Source organism: Brachybacterium sp. JB7 (genome assembly GCF_003335205.1).
GTDB classification, from domain to species: domain Bacteria; phylum Actinomycetota; class Actinomycetes; order Actinomycetales; family Dermabacteraceae; genus Brachybacterium; species Brachybacterium alimentarium.
Window position 1 is genome coordinate 110715 of sequence record NZ_QPGN01000005.1, and the last position, 18226, is coordinate 128940.

Annotated in this window: 16 protein-coding genes; 6 read left to right on the forward strand and 10 right to left on the reverse strand. The window is 71.7% G+C overall.

Annotated elements, in window-relative coordinates; translation table 11 throughout:
- Positions 1–117: 117 nt before the first annotated feature.
- From CIK81_RS08295 to CIK81_RS08335, 9 genes are all read right to left on the reverse strand, one after another.
- Positions 118–444, reverse strand: a complete 327-nt coding sequence (locus tag CIK81_RS08295) for a plasmid stabilization protein (protein ID WP_096164471.1) — start codon at positions 442–444, stop codon at positions 118–120.
- 124 nt (positions 445–568) lie between these two features.
- Positions 569–1675, reverse strand: a complete 1107-nt coding sequence (locus tag CIK81_RS08300; RefSeq protein ID WP_096164472.1) for a Vms1/Ankzf1 family peptidyl-tRNA hydrolase — start codon at positions 1673–1675, stop codon at positions 569–571.
- Positions 1676–1921: 246 nt separating this feature from the next.
- Positions 1922–2878 carry a RimK family alpha-L-glutamate ligase gene (locus tag CIK81_RS08305; RefSeq protein ID WP_096164473.1) on the reverse strand — a complete coding sequence of 319 codons (957 nt, stop codon included), beginning with the start codon at positions 2876–2878 and terminating at the stop codon, positions 1922–1924.
- A gap of 175 nt (positions 2879–3053) precedes the next feature.
- A complete protein-coding gene (locus CIK81_RS08310; protein WP_096164474.1) occupies positions 3054–3875 on the reverse strand; it encodes an ABC transporter ATP-binding protein in 822 nt (273 codons plus the stop codon).
- Positions 3872–4987, reverse strand: coding sequence for an iron chelate uptake ABC transporter family permease subunit (locus CIK81_RS08315; protein WP_096164475.1), 1116 nt, complete (start codon positions 4985–4987; stop codon positions 3872–3874). Before CIK81_RS08315 ends, CIK81_RS08310 begins: the two co-directional genes overlap by 4 nt.
- Positions 4984–6030 (reverse strand): iron ABC transporter permease, encoded by a 1047-nt coding sequence (locus tag CIK81_RS08320; protein WP_096197001.1) that lies wholly within the window; start codon positions 6028–6030, stop codon positions 4984–4986. Before CIK81_RS08320 ends, CIK81_RS08315 begins: the two co-directional genes overlap by 4 nt.
- 33 nt (positions 6031–6063) lie before the next feature.
- Positions 6064–7101, reverse strand: coding sequence for an iron-siderophore ABC transporter substrate-binding protein (locus CIK81_RS08325; RefSeq protein WP_096164477.1), 1038 nt, complete (start codon positions 7099–7101; stop codon positions 6064–6066).
- Positions 7102–7400: 299 nt separating this feature from the next.
- Positions 7401–8381, reverse strand: a complete 981-nt coding sequence (locus tag CIK81_RS08330) for an AraC family transcriptional regulator (protein ID WP_096164478.1) — start codon at positions 8379–8381, stop codon at positions 7401–7403.
- A gap of 160 nt (positions 8382–8541) precedes the next feature.
- Positions 8542–9915 carry an NtaA/DmoA family FMN-dependent monooxygenase gene (locus CIK81_RS08335; RefSeq protein WP_096164491.1) on the reverse strand — a complete coding sequence of 458 codons (1374 nt, stop codon included), beginning with the start codon at positions 9913–9915 and terminating at the stop codon, positions 8542–8544.
- 191 nt (positions 9916–10106) lie between these two features.
- Here CIK81_RS08335 and CIK81_RS08340 point away from each other — a divergent pair, with 191 nt between their 5' ends.
- The 5 genes from CIK81_RS08340 to CIK81_RS08360 are packed head-to-tail and all read left to right on the forward strand — an operon-like array spanning position 10107 to position 16683.
- Positions 10107–11762 carry an ABC transporter substrate-binding protein gene (locus CIK81_RS08340; protein WP_241964079.1) on the forward strand — a complete coding sequence of 552 codons (1656 nt, stop codon included), beginning with the start codon at positions 10107–10109 and terminating at the stop codon, positions 11760–11762.
- 1 nt (position 11763) lies between these two features.
- Positions 11764–12885 (forward strand): ABC transporter permease, encoded by a 1122-nt coding sequence (locus CIK81_RS08345; RefSeq protein WP_096164479.1) that lies wholly within the window; start codon positions 11764–11766, stop codon positions 12883–12885.
- The gene (locus CIK81_RS08350; protein WP_096197000.1) at positions 12882–13772 is read left to right on the forward strand and encodes an ABC transporter permease; all 891 of its coding nucleotides are present in this window, start codon (positions 12882–12884) and stop codon (positions 13770–13772) included. Before CIK81_RS08345 ends, CIK81_RS08350 begins: the two co-directional genes overlap by 4 nt.
- On the forward strand, positions 13769–15391 hold the full coding sequence (locus CIK81_RS08355) for an ABC transporter ATP-binding protein (RefSeq protein WP_199586328.1): 1623 nt from the start codon (positions 13769–13771) through the stop codon (positions 15389–15391). Before CIK81_RS08350 ends, CIK81_RS08355 begins: the two co-directional genes overlap by 4 nt.
- Entirely contained in the window at positions 15388–16683 is a 1296-nt protein-coding gene (locus tag CIK81_RS08360; protein ID WP_096164481.1) for an acyl-CoA dehydrogenase family protein, read from the forward strand. The genes CIK81_RS08355 and CIK81_RS08360 overlap by 4 nt, the downstream gene beginning before the upstream one ends.
- A 64-nt stretch (positions 16684–16747) precedes the next feature.
- On the opposite strand, the gene CIK81_RS08365 is transcribed toward CIK81_RS08360, so the two are convergent.
- Entirely contained in the window at positions 16748–17398 is a 651-nt protein-coding gene (locus tag CIK81_RS08365; RefSeq protein ID WP_096196998.1) for a mismatch-specific DNA-glycosylase, read from the reverse strand.
- A 99-nt stretch (positions 17399–17497) separates the two neighbouring features.
- Between CIK81_RS08365 and CIK81_RS08370 the strand changes: the two genes are divergently transcribed.
- Positions 17498–18094 carry a thymidine kinase gene (locus CIK81_RS08370; protein ID WP_096196997.1) on the forward strand — a complete coding sequence of 199 codons (597 nt, stop codon included), beginning with the start codon at positions 17498–17500 and terminating at the stop codon, positions 18092–18094.
- The last annotated feature ends 132 nt before the right edge of the window (positions 18095–18226 follow it).

An 18226-nucleotide genomic window follows, 5' to 3' on the forward strand; every position in this document is an offset into this window, starting at 1 on the left:
CGAGAGCGTCTGAAGGCCCCGTCGGCGCCGTAGAGCAAGCAGCAGAGCCCGCAGATCCGGGCGTGGGAGCATCCACGCGCCGGTCCTACGGGCTCTGCTGCCGGTCCGGTCCCGGCGTCAGCGGTCCTCGACCGCGTCCTTCAGCTCGTCCTTGTCCATGGTCGAGCGGCCCTCGACGCCCTGTCGCTTGGCGTCCTCGTAGAGCTGGTCCTTGGTGCGGCCCTGCGGGCCCGAGTGGGAACGCTCCCCGCCGCGCTCCGACGGGGACTTGTCCTGTGTGGAGGTCTTGCTCGACTCCTCGGACTCACCCTCCTGGGCACGCGTCTTGTTGACCGTCCGGGCGGCGATCTCCTCGGCCTCATCCTCCGATCGTCCCTGATCGATCTGGCTCTTCTTGACGTGGTCGTACTGACGCTCTCGCTTGGCGTTCCATGCTTCCGGCATGTCGTCCCACCTCTCTCGATCCGTGGTCCCGGCGTGCGCAGCATCCGCGCGGATCCTGCTCCTCCATCGTGGGCGGCGACGTGCGGCCCGTCGAGGAGTCGGACCGGACGGTCCTGCCGCGCCGTCACTCCCGTCGGGAGTCTCCCGTCATGCTGCCGATGCTGTTGGAGGGCGTGCTGTCATCGCGCCAGCGCAGCAGCGCCCCGACGCCTTCGGGGATCCCGGCCGCATCCTCCGGGAGGGCGGAGACGGCGGCATCGGTGAGCAGCGACTGTCGCAGCAGCTCCTCGATACCGGCGGGGGCGTTCCCGGTGACGAAGATCAGCTCCTCCACCTGGCCTCTGCCCAGGGCCTGGGCCACTTCGGCGGAGCCGCCGACGGACGCTCCGTCGCGGGCCTGGCTCTCATGGAACCGCTCCGCCAGATCCTGCTGACGGTCGGCGACGAACTGCTCGGTGGCGCGCACCAGCTCCTCGCGGAACGAGCCGCGGTCGAAGGCGACGCCGCGGGTGCCGCCGGGGACCTCGATCACCCGCTCCCGGCTCTCCCGGCCCAGCGCGTCCTTGAGCAGACCCACCGCCCGGACGTCGCCGCTGAGCATGAGCATGTCGGGGGAGTGCTCGCGCAGCAGCCTCTCGACGGTCGAGGCCACGGCATCGGCATTGCGCTCCCAGGAGTCCTCGACCCGTGCCTCGAAGTTGCTGCCGCGCCACCCGTGCTGGGTGCCTCCGCCGGCATGCGCCTTGTGCAGCTCGTCGTGGCCGCCCTCGACGTGGGCGTCCTCACCGAGGTCGTTCGGTCCGTGCGCGATCGAGGGGTTGTCCGGGGCGCGCAGGTGGAGATCCGCTCCGGCGCGGTCCACGACGATCAGGAGCTGGCTGACGGCGAAGGGGATCAGCTGCATCAGGGGCAGCAGCTGGGGGTGGTCGCCTCGGTGCGCGGATTCCTGCAGCGGCGGTGCCGCCAGCACGCGATCCACGAGGATCTCCGCATCGGTGGCCAGGACGGTGCGACCGTTCCGTCCGCCGACGGGCGACGGGGCCAGGACGGTCTCCTCGATCTGCTCCAGGATCACGTCCGGCGTGCCGGAGGAGGAGAGCTCCGAGCGCATCCGGGCCCAGCGGGCCTCCAGCTCGCCGGCGGCGTTCGGATCGGTGCGGGTCGTGTCCAGGTGGACCGATGTGATCGGGCCGGGGGTTTCGAGGGCCGACTTCAGCCAGGGCAGTTTCACGGATGACCTCCTGCGTGCTGGACGTGCGGGGACCGAGCTCCCAGCTCGGCCTCATTGCGCCGCGTGGGTCATGTCACCTTTCCATGCGGGAGGGTCAGCCGCAAGCGCAACGGCGAAGCGTCCGACGATTCGTCCGACGACCCGACCGACGACTCGACGGATGACCCGACCGACGACGCGACCGGTGAGCCGACCGGCGAGCCCGATGTCAGGCACCAGCTCCCGGGCGGTGGGGTGCTCGCGCCGTCAGCGGGCCTGCTCCGCCTCGTGCAGAAGGCCGCCGAGGTAACGGGCGATGCGACGTGCGGCGGAGACCTCGAGACCCGCTTCGACGTCCGGGTTGTAGTTGGTGTTCGTGTTGACGTCGTACGTGACGGTGCGCCCATCGGTCGTCGTCATGTACTCGATGCCGGCGATCTCGATCCCGAGGTCCGTCAGCAGGGCTGCGTATCGCTGGATCAGCGGGTCCTCGGCACTGACCTCGGGGCGGAGTCGGAACATCGGCTCGGGGGCGACGCCGTCGTCTCCTGCGCCGGGCAGGGCGCAGGCCTCGGCGGGGCACAGCTCGAACCCGCCGGCCGAGGTGTCCACGCGGACCGCGCAGACGAACTGCCCGCCCACGAACTCGGCGCGCGTGATGGCGGGCTCGGAGGCGACCAGCAGCTCCTGCAGCAGGGTGATGCCGTCGGCCGCCTGCTCGAAGTCCTCCCCACGCACATAGGCGGCGAAGGACCCGTGGTCATCGAAGCGACGCACCCCGAGGCCCTTGCCGCCCTGGTTGTGCTTGGTGATGAAGGGCGCCTCGATGTCCTGCGCGGCGCCGATCAGGCCGTCGCGGCCGAACACCGCGATGGTGCGGGGCACGTCGAAGCCGGCGCGTCGCAGGGTCGCATGCTGGATGACCTTGCTGACCTCGAGATCGGCGACATGCTGCCCATTGACCACGCGTCGGCCCCAGGAGGCGGCCCAGGCGGTGATCGACCGCGCCGCGTCCTTCGCGAGGGGAGCGCCGCGGGTGTGCGAGGAGGCGCTGAGCCGGGACCAGATCACGCCGCGCGGCGGTTCCGCGTCCAGGTCGAGGGTTCCGTCGCCGAGGTGCCATTCCACGAGCGGGACCCCCTCGGCCTCGAAGGCGCGACGGAACGGCGGGATCCACTCCGGGTTGTCGTGCAGCACGTGCACGGCGGCGGACGAGCTGGACATCAGTTCTCCTTGGGGGCTTCAGAAGGCGGACTATCAGCCTAGTGGCCCGAGGGGTCGAGCGCGGCAGGAGCCCCGATGGCCCGCCCAGCGCGCCGAGACGTGCCGCGGAGGGAGGGGGCAGCTGCTGCGCTCGAGGCCGCTGGGGTCGCGGTGTCCCCGCGCCCCGGCGTTCCGGTCATCGGCTGCTCTGCGGTGCGGGTCGGACGCGGTGACGGCCGATGGGGAGCACCAGGGGGAGCCCGGAGACGGGGTCGTCGATGACCCGGCTGGTCAGACCGAACACCTCCTGGACGCCCTCCTCGGTGAGGACCTCGGCGGGCGGGCCGCTGGCTCGGACTGCGCCCGCGGAGATCATGACCAGCTGGTCGCTGTACCGTGCGGCGAGATTCAGGTCGTGCAGCACCATGACGATCGTGATCCCGCGCGCGCTGTTCAGGTCCGTCAGCAGATCCAGCACCTCGACCTGATGACTGACGTCCAGGAAGGTGGTGGGTTCGTCCAGCAGCAGCACATCGGTGTCCTGGGCGAGGGCCATGGCGATCCAGACCCGCTGGCGCTGGCCGCCCGAGAGCTCGTCGACCGGGCGGTCCGCGAGCTCGGCGGAGCGGGTCGTGTCCAGCGCCGCCGCCACGGCCTCGTCGTCCGCAGCGCTCCAGCGGGAGAAGATCCCCTGGTGGGGGTGGCGCCCCCTGCCCACGAGATCCGCGACGGTGATCCCCTCGGGAGTGATCGGGGACTGCGGGAGCAGGCCCAGGGTGCGTGCCAGCTGCTTGGCGGGCATGCGGTGCACCTGCTCCCCGTCCAGGAGCACCTGTCCGCTGCGCGGGGTGAGCAGGCGCGACATGGAGCGCAGCAGGGTGGATTTGCCCGACGCGTTGGCTCCCACGATCGAGGTGACCCTGCCGGGCAGCACCGACAGGTCGAGGCCCTCGATCACGGTGCGGTCGCCGTAGCCGAGGGTCAAGTCCTCCACGCGCAGGGTGTGGTCGGTGGTCATAGGGAGCTCCCTCGACGGTTCACGCGGATGATGAGATAGATCAGGTACGGCGCTCCGAGCACGCCGGTGACGACGCCGACCGGATAGCGGGTGCCGGTGGCGTACTGGCCCACGAGGTCCGCGCTCAGCACCAGCAGTGCGCCGACCAGCGCGGCGGGCACCAGGGCGGAGGAGCCCGGGCCGACGATCCTCGCGGCGATCGGCCCGGACAGGAACGCGACGAACGCGATCGGCCCGCACGCCGCGGTGGCGAAGGCGATGAGGCCGACGGCGGACACGACGACGATCAACCGGGTGCGGTCGACCCGCACGCCGAGCGCCTGCGCGGCGTCGTCCCCGAGCTCGGTGACGCGCAGTTCCTTCGCGCGCGACAGCAGCACGGGGGAGAGCACCACGAGAGCGCCGAGCACCGGCAGCGCCTGGTCCCAGGAGGTGTTGTTCAGGCTGCCGGTGAGCCAGCGCAGCGCTTCCTGCAGATCCCATTGCCCGGCCTTGGACAGCACCCAGTCCGTGACCGACTGCAGCATCGCCGCGATACCGATCCCGACCAGGATCAGCCGGGTCCCGGCCACCCCTCCGCGATACGACAGGGCATAGATCAGCACGGCCACGCCGAGCCCGGCGAGGATCGCGAGCAGGGACACGGCCGTGCCCGAGAGCCCCAGGATGACGATGCCGAAGGCCGCGGCGGCGCTCGCCCCGGAGGAGATCCCGATGATGTCCGGGCTGGCGAGGGGGTTCCGCAGCATGGTCTGGAAAGTCACCCCGCCCAGCCCGAAGCAGGCTCCGGCGAGCGCCGCGAGCACCGCTCGGGGCAGGCGCAGGGTGCCCACGGTGAAGGATGCGCCCGGCACGTCCTGGCCGGCGAGCACCCGCACCACATCGCTCGCCGGGTAGACGGTGCGCCCGACCATGAGGGAGAGGCAGAACACGGCGAGGATGAGCAGCGAGAGCACGCCGATCGTGGCGAGCGCACGGGCACGGCGACGGCGTCGGACCGTGCGCACCCGGTCGAGGGTCCGCCCGGCGGGCACGGTCGAGGTCGAGGGCAGGGTTGAGGGCGAGGGCGCGGATGAGCTCGCGGCGGTGGCGTCGCGGGTGGTGGTGCTCATAGGCCCGTCAGCTTCTGCCGGCGCACGATGGCGAGGAAGAACGGGGCACCGAGGAGCGCGGTGACGATGCCGACGTCGAGCTCGGCGGGTCGCGAGACGATCCGACCGAGCACGTCGGCCGCTGTCAGCAGAGCAGCACCGGTGACGGCGCTGAAGGGCAGCAGCCACCGGTGGTCCACACCGATCAGCAGTCGGCAGGCGTGCGGGACCACGAGGCCGACGAATCCGATCGGCCCGGTCACCGCGGTCGCTGCGCCGCAGAGCACCACGGCGCCGAGCGCAGCGACCGCCCGGGTGAGCCCCACGCGCTCGCCGAGACCGGCGGCGAGCTCGTCGCCGAGGGCCAGGGTGTTCAACCCGCGGGCGCTGAGCAGGGCCAGGGCGAGCCCGGCGAGGAGGAACGGCGCCACCTGCTGCAGCGAGGCATAGGTGCCGCCGCCGACGCCGCCGATCTGCCACGAGCGCACGCTGTCGCCGATGTCGGAGCGTGGAAGCACGACGGCACTGATGAAGGAGGTCAGGGCCGCTCCGGTGGCGGCTCCGGCCAGGGCGAGCTTGAGCGGGGTGGCGCCGCCCCGGCCGAGGGAGCCCAGCACGTACACCAGCACCGCGGTGGCCGCGGCGCCGACGATCGCGACCCAGATGTAGCTCGAGGCGGCGGTGAGCCCGAAGTGGGCGATGCCGATCACCACGGCGAGCGAAGCCCCGGTGTTGATGCCGAGGATCCCCGGATCCGCGAGCGGGTTGCGGGTCACGCCCTGCATGACGGCCCCGGAGACGCCGAGGGCGGCCCCGGCGGCCACGGCGAGCAGGGTGCGGGGGATGCGCTTGGCGACCGCTGCCGGGCCGAAGCCGTCGGTCGAGCCGCCGAGCGCGGCGAGGATGTCGTCGAGGCCCACGTCGCGCGAGCCGATGGTCACCGAGAGCGCCAGGAGGGCGGTGAGGGCCACCAGGGTGATGAGCAGCCAGAGCGTGCGAATCCGGGACCCCCGCCGCAGCAGAGCGGCGGTGGTCCCGGGCACGGCGGTCGCGGTACGTGTCATGGCAGGAGCGTCAGGGACGACGGAGAGGCCCGATCAGGCGCTGGCCGAGGCCGCGCGGTCCAGCTCGGCCAGGTAGTCCTCGAGGATGTAGGAGATCGCCAGCGGCGTCGGATTCGCCGCCGTGCCCAGGGGGCTGTCGCCGGGGAGGTTCACCACGGCGCCGTGCTGGACGGCAGGCATCTGCGAGAGCAGCGGATCGGCCGCGAGCGCCTCGAGCAGCGAGTCGTCGCCGTAGGTCACGATGATCTCGACGTCCGAGAAGGTGTCGGCCTGCTCGGCGCTCACCGTCGAGGAGAACTCGTCGGTCTCCTCGGAAGCGGCCTTCACGCTCGGGGCGATGGTCATCCCGAGGTCCTCGAAGAACATGGTGCGGGTGTCGTGGGCGGTGTAGAAGCTGACCTCCGAGAGGTCCGTGGTGTCCACGTGGGTCAGGAACATGACGTTCTTCCCGGCGATCGCGGGGTGCGCGGCCACCGCCTCCTCGATCTGCGCCTCGAGCTCGGCGATCAGCGCCTCGCCCTCGGAGGCCATGCCCATGCCGGTGGCGTTGGCCGTGATCATGTCGCGCCAGGAGGTGCCCCAGGCGGTCTCGGGGAACGGGACGGTCGGGGCGATCTGGGTGAGGGCGTCGTAGTCCTCCTGCGTGAGGCCGGAGTAGGCCGCCAGGATCACCTCGGGGGCCGTGTCCGCGACGCCCTCGAAGTCGATGCCGTCGGATTCGTCGAACAGGATCGGGGTCTCCGCCCCGAGCTCATCGAGCTTCGCTGTCACCCACGGGAGCACGCCGGCGCTGTCGTCATCGCCGAAGTTCGCGGCCGCCATGCCGGCGGGCACCACGCCGAGAGCGAGCGGCACTTCATGGTTCGCCCAGGCTACGGTGGTGATGACCTGGGGCTTCGCCGGGATCGTCGTGGTCCCGAAGGCGTGCTCGAGCGTGATCTCGCCCTGGGCGCCGCCTGCGTCGGAGGCGCCGGAGACGGCATCGGTCGCCTCGTTCGAGGAGCAGCCGGCCAGGACGGCGGCGAGGACGGCGGCGGAGCCGGCGAACGTGCGGCGTGAGAAGCGGGGCATGGTGGCCTTTCAGGAGGTCCTGCACAGGGTGCAGGGCGGGCCGTAGCCCGCGGTGTGCTCGGAGCGATCCGCGGCGGGGTCGGGCTCCGCGGAGAGCCCGGCTCGAGTGCTGCCGACGGACTGCCACTCCGCGGGCACCTCGATGCGCTAAGGATTGCCTCACCATACTAAGCGGGAAGGGTTCGTGTCCGCAATCGCGCAGAACCGACAGATCCTGGCGCAGATCGGACAAGAGCGGGCCGGCTCGGACGCCGTGTGAGCTGTTGCGCCCAGGAGTGCCCGGGCGCGGTCGATGCGGTTCAGGGGGCGTGCGAGGGTGCGGCCGGCTCCGGCGTGCTCGCGCCGAGCGGCGGGGACTCACGGCGGTGCTGGCCCGGCGTCAGCCCTGTGACCCGCCGGAATGCCGCCGTGAAGGCGCTCGTCGAGCGGAACCCGACCCGGAGCGCGACCTCCTCGATCGTCTCCCCTGCGGCGAGCAGCGCGACGGCGCGCTGGGCCCGGGCGGTCGACACCCAGGCTCGGAAGCTCATGCCGGTGGCGGCCTCGAAGGTGCGGGTGACTGTGCGCGAGCTCACTCCCAGTCGCCCGGCCCACTGCTCGAGCGTGGTCGCATCGGCCGGGTCCGTGCTCAGCGCGTCGATGATCGGGGCCAGCAGCGGATGGTCCGGCACCGGGAGCAGCAGCTCGTGCTCCGACGGGGCGAGCACGTCGAGGATCATCGCGTCGGTGACCTCCCGGGAGCGGGGCCTGAGGTGCTCGGAGATCAGGCGATCCAGCAGCAGGCGCAGCAGGGGCGTGATGTCCACCGCTACCGGAGCGGTCGACGGAGGATCGACGCGTGCCGTCGAGAACTGCGCAGCCCGGTGCCATACGCCCGCGGGGGTGAAGCCGCTGTGCGGCATCCCGGCCGGGATCCAGAGCCCGACCCCGGGCGTGATCGTCCAGACCCGGCGGCCGATGGTCGCCGTCGAGACCCCGCGCTCGTTCCACAGCAGCTCATGCGTGGGGTGGGAGTGCTCGGCCCAGAAGGTGTCGCGGGCGATGATCTCCTGCCCGCCGAGGATCGTGTACGGGACGTCGACGCTCCCCGCCGCATAGCTCGGGAGCCGGCGGCTCTCCGCGGCGCGCGAGGCGGCGACCGCGGAGGACCATCGTGCAGCGGCGCCCGAGGAAGCGGCCGCCCCGTCGTCCCGGGAGCGTGTCGGGCTCGTGCCCGGCTCGCCGGGCACGGCGCCCGCGTCGGGGTCTCCTGCACGAGCGCGCGGCCCGGTCCTCACCATGGGGACACCGTACCGGGGGTCACCGGGCGCAGCGGTCCCACGGCGCCTCGAGCGGCGGCTCGAGGCGCACTGCGGCCCCGGGCTCGAGCCGGGTCTCGAACCGGGGTTCGGACCCCGGCTCGACCCGGGCGGTGAGAGGTCCGTCCGTCCAGTGCGGGCCTCAGACGCCGACGTCGGCGAAAGCGCCCCGGAAACGAGCCGCGGGATGCGTCGCGGGCAGCGTGTCGGTGCCGGTCAGCTGGCTGCGCAGCGTGCCGTTCCGCTCCGGCAGGCGGCCGCGTTCGCGGAGGATCGGTGAGACCAGCTCGGCGAAGTCCTTCACGGTGTCGTAGGAGTGGTACTGGCGCAGGTTGATGCCGTCGATGCCGTCCACGTCCAGCCAGTGCTCGATCGCGTCGGCCACGACCTCCGGGGTCCCGGCGACGAAGAAGCGGTCCTGCCAGGCCTCGTCCACGGCGTCGAGCAGCTCACCGATGGTGGAGGCTCCGCCCTTGCGGCCGACGGGGGTGTCGGCGGGCAGCCCCTCGATCTCGAGCGCCTCGGCGATGGTTCGGTCGCGGGGATGGTCCAGGGCGCGGATCGGCACCGACTGGTGCACGAGCATCCCCTCGGCGGAGCGGTGCTCCTGGTACTGCGCGAGCTTCTCGTCGACCTCCTGCTGGGTGCGTCCCGTGATCACTGCGGCCTGCACGACGAACTTCGGGTCCGCGGGGTCCCGGCCCGCCTCCTCCGCGGCCGCGCGCACGGCGGGGACCGTCCGCTCCAGCAGCGGCCCGTGGGTGAACACCACCTCGGCGTTCTGCCCCGCCCGGACGGCACCGGCGGGGGAGGCCGTGGCGAGGATCAGCGTGGGGGTGCGCTGCGGCGACGGCTCGGAGAGGTGAGGGCCCGCCACCGAGAAGTTCGTGCCCTGGTGGTTGATGCGGTGCACCTTGGAGGGGTCGGTGTAGACGTTGTGCTCGGCGTCGCGCAGCACGGCCCCGTCGTCCCAGGAGCCCTCCCACAGCTTGTAGAGGACCTCGAGGTACTCGTCGGCGATCTCGTAGCGGTGATCGTGGTCGATCTCCTCGGCGAGCCCGAAGTTCCGGGCGGCGTTGGGCAGGTACGAGGTGACGATGTTCCAGCCCACACGGCCGCCGGTGAGATGGTCGAGTGTGGACATCCGCCGCGCGAAGGAGAAGGGCGGCTCGTAGCTGGTGGAGAAGGTGATCCCGAAGCCGAGGCGCTCGGTGACCGCGGCCATGGCCGGCACGACCATCATCGGATCGTTGTTGGGGATCTGCATCCCCTCGCGCAGCGCGGTCTCGGCGGAGCCGCCGTACACGTCGTAGGCACCGACCACGTCGGCGATGAAGATCGCGGTGAAGCCTCCGTCCTCGGCGAGGCGCGCGAGCTCGGTCCAGTAGGTGACGTCCGTGTAGCGGTGCCGGTTGTTCCCGGGCAGCCGCCAGAGGCCATGGGTGATGTGGCCGACGCAGTTCATCTCGAACAGGTTGAGGATCAGCGGCTTGGGGGCCACGGGAACTCCGATCATGGGGTGGTCGATGTCATCCCGCACGATCCGCGCTCGGGGCCGAGGTGCGCATCTCCCGTGAACCAGCGTGACGCGACGACGCCGACGGCGCTCCGGACAGCGCGGTCGAGTTCGCGGGGGTTCACACTTCTTTGGCTGCCCCAAGGGCGCGCTTATGGTCCAAGGAGACCGATCCGACCGAGGAGACGACTGTGCGACGACGACCACTGGCCGCAGCGCTCGCCGCTGCCTGCGCGGGCACGCTGCTCGCCGCGTGCGGTGCGGCGGGGGCCACCGACTCGCTGCCTGCAGGCACGAAGGAGGGCGGCGAGCTGGTCTACGCGACCGATCGTGAGCCGACCTGCCTGGACCCGCACAACAACGGGGACATGCCGCAGACCTACATCGCACGCCAGTACCTCGATTCGCTCGTGTCCATGCAGGCCGACGGCAGCGTGGTCCCCTGGCTCGCCGATTCGTGGGAGATCTCCGAGGACGGGCGGACCTATGACTTCACCCTCAAGCAGGGTGTCGAGTTCACGGACGGCGAGCCGTTCGACGCCGAGGCGGTGGTCGCGAACTTCGAGCAGATCATGGATCCTGCCACGCAGTCCTCGACCGACCTGCTGTACCTCTCGCCGTACTTCGACTCCGCCGAGGCCGTCTCGGAGCATGTCGTGCGGATCCATCTCAAGCGCCCCTACTCGCCGCTGCTGACCGTCCTCTCCCAGGCCTTCTTCGGGATCGAGTCCCCGAAGGCCATGGCGCGGGGGCTCGAGGAGAACTGCCAGTCCCCGGTCGGCACCGGACCGTTCGTCGTCAGCGAGTGGAAGCGCGGCCGCGAGGTCGTCATGCACCGCAACGAGAACTACACCTCGGCGCCGGCCGATGCGAAGCACCAGGGGCCCGCTTACCTGGAGAAGGTGACCTGGCGGTTCCTCAAGGACAACACCGCGCGCTTCGGCGCCCTGCAGTCGGGCCGGGCGCACGCGATCTTCAACGTCCCGCCCGAGTCCGTGCCCACGGCCACCGCTGATCCGACGATCGCCACCGACGACTTCGTCCACGCCGGCGTGCCCTTCTCCCTCGACCTCAACACCGAAGGGCCGGCGCTGTCCGACGTCCGGGTGCGCAAGGCGGTCGTCCACGCCTCCGACGCGCGCGGGATCGTCGAGAGCGCCTACGCCGGCGTGTTCCCGTACGAGGGCAACTCGATCTCCTCGGGGACCCCCACCTACGACGAGACCCTTCAGGAGCCCTACCCCTACGACGAGGACACCGCGAACGCGCTGCTGGACGACGCGGGATGGACCGGCCGCGACGAGGAGGGATACCGCACGAAGGACGGGAAGACCCTCACCCTCCGCCTGCCGTACAACTCCGATCCGGGCGAGACCCCTCCGGCCGACCTCACCATCTATCAGAACTTCCAGGCGATGGAGAAGCGCGTCGGCGTGGAGGTCGAGCTCATCCCGGCGGACGCCGCGACCATGACGGCGGTGAAGCAGGACCCGACCAAGTACGACATCCAGGGCCGCTACTGGAACAGCCCCACCCCCAACGTCATGTACATCAAGTACTCCCAGGAGACCCTGGACATCGACAACGGGCAGAACGTGTCGCGGGTCGCCGACGAGGAGCTCGACGAGACCCTGCTCGAGGCCGCCGCCACCACGGACCCCGCGGAGCAGGACGCCCTCTACACCGCGGCCCAGGAGCGCCTCACCGCGCAGGCCTGGCACATCCCGCTGTATCCGATCCAGACCCGCCTGGCCACCCGCTCCGACCTGGTCGAGGGCATCTGGATCGAGCCGAGCGAGGGCGAGCCCGTCCTCCACGACGCCTACCTCCTGCGAGAAGGGCTCTGAGATGACCGTGCACACCCGTGATGAGACAGCGTCGGCGTCGGCCGTGGGCGGTGCCGCGCCCGCGACGGCACCCGGTGTCGTACCCCCGCTCGACCCCACCGCAGGATCCGACCCAGCGCCCGGATCCGACCCCGCGCCGGGATCCGGCGCGGGCACGCAGCGTCCCGGTTCCCGATGGCGCGCTCTGGCACGGCGCGCGGCCTCACAGCTGGGATCGGCGGTCCTCCTGCTGTGGGCGGTCGCGACCATCGTGTTCTTCCTCCAGCACATGGTCCCCGGCGACCCGGCGCTCGCCATCCTCGGCGGCGCCTCGTCGAACCCGCCCCCGGAGACCGTCCAGGCAGTCCGGGAGCAGTACGGCTTCGACCAGCCGCTCCTCGTGCAGTACGCCGCCTTCCTCGGTGGGCTCGTGCAGCTGGATCTCGGGGAGTCGTACACGATGAAGGAATCCGTGGTCACGGTCATCGGCGAGCAGATCGTGCCGACGCTCCAGCTGACCGCCTCCGCGCTCGTGCTCGCCTGGGTCATCGCCCTGACGCTGACCCTGGTCAGCGCCGGCCGCTCGGGCCTCGCGGGCCGGATCGGCTCCTCGATCGAGGTCGTCTTCGCGGCCCTGCCCCACTTCTGGCTCGGAGTCGTCCTGCTCGTGGTCTTCGCCGTCGTGCTGCAGTGGCTGCCGGTCGTGGACGGCGGCCCGCTGGGTCTGATCCTGCCCGCGGCGACCCTCGGCATTCCGCTGGGCGGGTTTCTCGCCCAGGTCACCCGGGACGAGTTCGACGCCGCGCTGCGCCAGCCGTTCGTGCTCTCGGCCCGCTCCCGCGGCGCGACGCTGCACGACGTGCGCTGGCGCCACGTCCTGCGCCACGCGGCCCTGCCCGGCATCGCGCTGTCCGGCTGGGGGCTCGGCTCGCTGATCTCCGGCGCCGTCGTGGTCGAGGTGATCTTCTCGCGTCAGGGCATCGGCCAGGTGCTGGTCTCCGCGGTCACCTCCCAGGACCTGCCACTCGTGGTCGGCGTGACCTTCGTGGTCGCCCTGGTCTACGTGGTCGCCAACCTCCTCACGGATCTCGCCTATGTCGCGGTCGACCCCAGACTGCGCGCCTCGATCGGACGTGCCTCATGACGATCCTCGCCCCCGCTCCCGAGGACACCGCCCCCGCCCAGGCCCCGCAGGCGGCATTCCGGCCCGCTCGCCGCACCCCGCTGCACAGCCCCGGCTTCTGCCTGGCCCTCGGTGCGGTCGCAGTCGTCGCGCTCGCGGCGGTCGCCCCCGGTCTGCTCGCGCACCAGGACCCGCTCGAGATCCACCTCGCGGAGAGCTTCGACGCCCCGAGCCTCCAGCACCCCTTCGGCACCGATCAGTCCGGTCGCGACGTGTACAGCCGGGTGGTCCACGGTGCCGGGCAGTCGTTGGTCATCGGCCTGGGGGCCACCGCGATCGGACTGCTCGGCGCGCTCGCCCTGGGACTGGCCGGCGGCCTGGGCGGTCGGTTCGCGGACGTCGCCGTGACGCGGGTGATCGAGGTCCTCTACGCCTTCCCCGGGATACTGCTCGCCCTGATCCTCATCGCCGTCTACGGCAACAGTGCGATGACCCAGATGGTCGCGGTCGGCGTGGCGTCGATGCCCGGCTATGCGCGGATGGTGCGCGGCCAGGTGCTGTCGGTGAAGGGGTCCCTGTATGTCGAGGCCGCCCGCTCCCTCGGGCACTCGCCGCTGAGGATCCTGCTGCGCACGATCCTCCCCAACACCTTCCGACCGCTGACCGTGCTGATCACGCTGGGCATCGGCCAGGCGATCGTCTGGGCCGCAGCGCTCGGCTTCCTCGGCATGGGTGTCCAGCCGCCCACCGCCGAATGGGGAGCGATGCTCAACGCCGGCCGCAACTACATCCAGATGGCCTGGTGGATGGACTTCTTCCCGGGCATCACGATCGTCCTGTTCACCCTGTCGCTGACCGTGATCGGCCGTCACCTCCAGCGCGCCACCGATTCCGGAGCCGCCCGATGAAGCCCCTGATCACCGCCGAGAACCTCGCGGTCTCCTTCGACGGCACGCCGGTCGTCCACGACGTCTCCTTCACCCTGCGGGCCGGCAGCTGCCTGGGGATCGTGGGGGAGTCCGGCTCGGGCAAGTCCGTCACCGCACGCAGTCTGCTGGGGCTGAACGGCGAGAACGCCACGGTCACCGCCACCACGCTCGACATCGGCGGAGACCTGCGCGCCGCCACGGAGGAGCAGTTCCGCCGACTGCGGGGGAGCAGGATCGGGTACGTCCTCCAGGACGCCCTGACTTCGCTGGACCCGATCCGACGGGTCGGCGCCGAGGTCGCCGAACCGCTGCGGCTGCACGGCGTCCCGCGCGCCGAGCGCCCCGGTCGGGTGCAGGATCTCCTCGCCGCCGCCGGGATCCCCGAGCCCGAGCTGCGGGCACGTCAGCTGCCCAGCGAGCTGTCCGGCGGGCTGCGCCAGCGTGCGCTGATCGCCGCCGCGCTCGCCCTGGACCCCGAGATCCTCATCGCCGACGAGCCCACCACGGCGCTCGACGTCACCGTGCAGGCCGAGATCCTCTCGCTGCTGGAGGACAGCCTCGCGCAGGGCCGCTCGATCATCCTGATCAGCCACGACCTCGCAGTGGTGGAGCGCCTGGCCGATCACGTGCTGGTCATGAAGCACGGTCGGGTGGTGGAGCAGGGCCCCACCCACGAGGTCCTCACGCATCCGCAGCACGAGTACACCCAGCGTCTCCTCTCCGCCGTCCCGTCGGCGCACTCCCGCGGGGAGCGACTGTCGGACACCCCGCCGCAGCCGCTGCAGATCCGGTCCGCAGCGATCCCGCGCCCCGCTGAAGCGGGCCCGGTGCTGTCGGTCCAGGGGGTCACCAAGCGCTATCGCGGGCCCGACGGTCGCCACCGCACCGTGGTCGACGACGTCTCCTTCGACCTCCACGCCGGGGAGACCCTCGGGATCGTGGGGGAGTCGGGCTCGGGCAAGTCGACCACCGCCTGGATGTCCCTGGCCCTCACCGCGCCATCGGCCGGTCAGGTCCTGCTCGACGGCCGGCCCTGGTCCGGGCTGCCCGAACGGCGCCGTCGCGGGCGACGACGGCGGATCTCCGTCGTCCACCAGGACTCCCTGGGATCCTTCGACCCGCGGTGGACCGTCGGCCGGATCATCGCCGACGCCCTCCCCGGCGACGTCCCCCGTGCGCAGCACGCGAGCCGTGTCGAGGAGCTGCTGGACTCCGTCGGCCTCACCGGTGCCCACGCGGTCCGGCATCCGCTGTCCCTCTCGGGCGGGCAGCGTCAGCGCGTGTCGATCGCCCGGGCGCTCGCGACCGGCCCGGAGATCCTCGTCCTGGACGAGCCGGTCTCCGCGCTGGACGTATCGATCCAGGCGCAGGTCCTCGACCTGCTCGTGGACCTCCAGCGCACTCTGGGCACCGCCTACCTGTTCATCTCCCACGATCTCGGCGTCATCCACCACCTCAGCGACCGCGTCCTCGTGATGCAGGGCGGGCGCATCGTGGAATCCGGAAGCGCCGACGACGTCTTCTTCGCCCCTCAGCACGACTACACCCGGCAGCTCGTCTCCGCGCTGCCCAGCCCACGACTCGAGGAGATCGCATGACCTTCGCTTCCGCCGTGTCCGCCGACACCGCATCCCCCACCGCACCGATGCACGCGGAGTCCCCCGCAGCTCCTCCCTATGCCGAGCTGAGGGAGCGCTTCGCCCCGGTCCTCGCGCACATCGCCGAGGGCGCGGTCGAGCGCGACCGCACCCGGCGCCTGCCCCACGAGGAGGTGCGGGCGCTCGCCGAGGCCGGCTTCACCGCTCTCACGGTGCCCACCTCGTACGGTGGCTCCGGCGCGGACATCGAGACGTTCTTCCGGCTGCTCATCGACCTCGGCGAGGCGGATTCGAACCTCCCGCAGCTGCTGCGGGCGCACTTCGCCTTCGTCAACGACTTCCTCATCGGCATCGAGGAGGGCGACCCCGCCGACTGGTTCACGCGGATCGCGCAGGGAGCGGTGTTCGGCAACGCCAGCCATGAGCGCAGCTCCGCCGTCGTCGGCGACCTCGCGACCACCGTGACCGCGACGGACGGCGAGTACCGCCTCTCGGGCGAGAAGCACTACTCGACCGGCTCGATCTTCGCGGACTGGATCAACGTCTCGGCCCGCACCCCGGACGGCGGTCGTGCCCGCGTCACCGTGGGCAGCACCGCTGCGGGCGTGGACATCCGCGACGACTGGGACGGCTTCGGGCAGATCCTCACCGGCAGCGGATCCACCCTGTTCACCGACGTCAGCGTGCCGGCCACCCACGTGCGGGTGCTCGAGGGACGCGGAGACGGAGCCCCGACCACGCAGACCTCCTTCCTCCAGCTGGTGCTCCTGGCCTCTCTCGCGGGCGCCGGGCGGGCGGCGCTGCGCGACGGGATCGACTTCGTCCGCTCCCGCACCCGGGTCTACTCCCAGGGCAGCGGCGCGAGCGCAGCAGCCGATCCGCTGGTCCAGCAGGTGGTAGGACGTCTCTCGGCGAAGGTGGCCTCGGCCCAGGACGCGGTCCTCGCCGCGGCGCGGGCCCTCGCAGCCGCGCAGGCCGCAGTCGGCACCGAGGACCATGAACGCCTCACCGATGCGGCCGAGCTGCGCACCGTCCAGGCGCAGATCACCGCGGTCGAGGACGTGCTGTCCGTGACCACCGAGCTGTTCGAGGTGGGCGGTGCCTCGGCGACGTCGCGGGGCCGCTCGCTGGACCGCCACTGGCGCAACGCCCGGACCCTCTCCTCGCACAACCCGGTGATCTACCAGGAGCGGGCCATCGGGGACCGCCTGCTGAACGGGACGGACCTGCTGTACTTCTGGTCGACGGGGCAGGAGCGCACCGGCGGCACGACGCAGACCGCGAGCCGGTGAGCGCTCGGCCGCCCGTCGGCCCCGATCCTCGGCCAGCTGCTCGGCGGGGTCCTCCGCCGGCTGCTCAACCGGCGTTCTCCGCCGCCAGCCCGGCGCTGCGGGCGACCTCGCGCCAGCCCTCGGCGAGCGAGTCGACGGTCGCATGCGCGTTCAGCCCGCTGGGCTGGGGCACCACCCACAGCGCGACGTCCTCGGGCCATCCCGGCACCGTCGCGGGGTCCTGATGCCCCAGCTGCGCGCGGGGCAGGGCGAACGCGGTGCGATAGGCGGTGATCCCGGAGATCGCGACCGCTGCCGGCCGCAGCTCCCGGGCGCGGCGCACCAGCTGCTCGCCGCCCGCGCGCAGCTCGTCCTTCGAGAGCTCGTCGGCCCTCGCCGTGGCGCGTGCGACGAGATTGGTCATGCCGATGCCGCGCTCCTGGAGCTCGTTCTCGTCGTGCTCTGCGAGACCTCGCGAGGCGTCCACCAGGCGGGAGGTCAGCCCGGCACGGTGCAGCGAGGGCCAGAACCGGTTCCCGGGCCGAGCGAAGGGCGCGTTGACCGCCGCCGTCCACAAGCCCGGGTTGATGCCGACGATCAGGAGGCGCAGGGTCTGCCCGCACGCCGGGTCGGGCTGCACCTCGTCCAGCGCCGAGCCGTCGGACCCGGCGAAGAGGGGCAGGTCATCGCGGGTCGGCTTGCGACCTGCCAGGGGGGAGACGCGCCGGATGCTCATTCGGAGACTGTATCGGGGCGCGGTGAGGCGGGGCGGGGGTGGCTTGGTGGGGAGGGCGGGCTCCGCTGCCCCGGCGCACCGCGCGCGTACCCTGACGCCATGCGCCCCTCCACGGCAGGTCGACTCCACGTCATCGCCGGCCCCATGTTCGCCGGGAAGACCGAGGAGCTGCTGCGACGCGTCCACCGGGCGCGACTGGCCGGACAGCAGGTCGAGGTCTTCGGGCACCGGCTCGATGATCGCGGTGGCGCGGACCGCCTGAGCACGCACATCGGGCGCAGCGAGCCTGCCAGGATGCTCGAGCAACCCCAGGAGCTGCTGGACGCCCTGGGCGGGGAGAGACCGGATCTGGTCGCGCTGGATGAGGCGCAGTTCTTCGGGCCCGGCCTCGTTCCGGTGCTCGACGAACTGCTCGTCGGCGGCATCCAGGTGGAGGCCGCCGGACTCTGCGTCACCTACGACGGAGGCCCCTTCGAACCGGTGCCCACCCTGATGGCGCAAGCCGAGGAGGTCGTGAAGCTCACCGCCGTATGTGTCGTCTGCGGAGCGGATGCGGCATTCCACGTACGGCGGCACGACACCCCGCAGGAGGGCGATGCCCTGCAGGCCACGGCCGCGCAGATCGGCGGCACGGAGTCCTACCAGGCCCGCTGCCGCGCCCATCGCCACCCCGGAGCCTCGCCCCGGCGCACATAACGATCGCCCACGGAGCCACGCTCGGCGGCACGCGGAGATTCCCCGCGGAACCCGACTGGCCGCCCTGGCAACACGACGCGGTGCGGTCGTCGACCGAGCAGCATGTCCGGCTCCTCGCCGTCCAGTGATCCT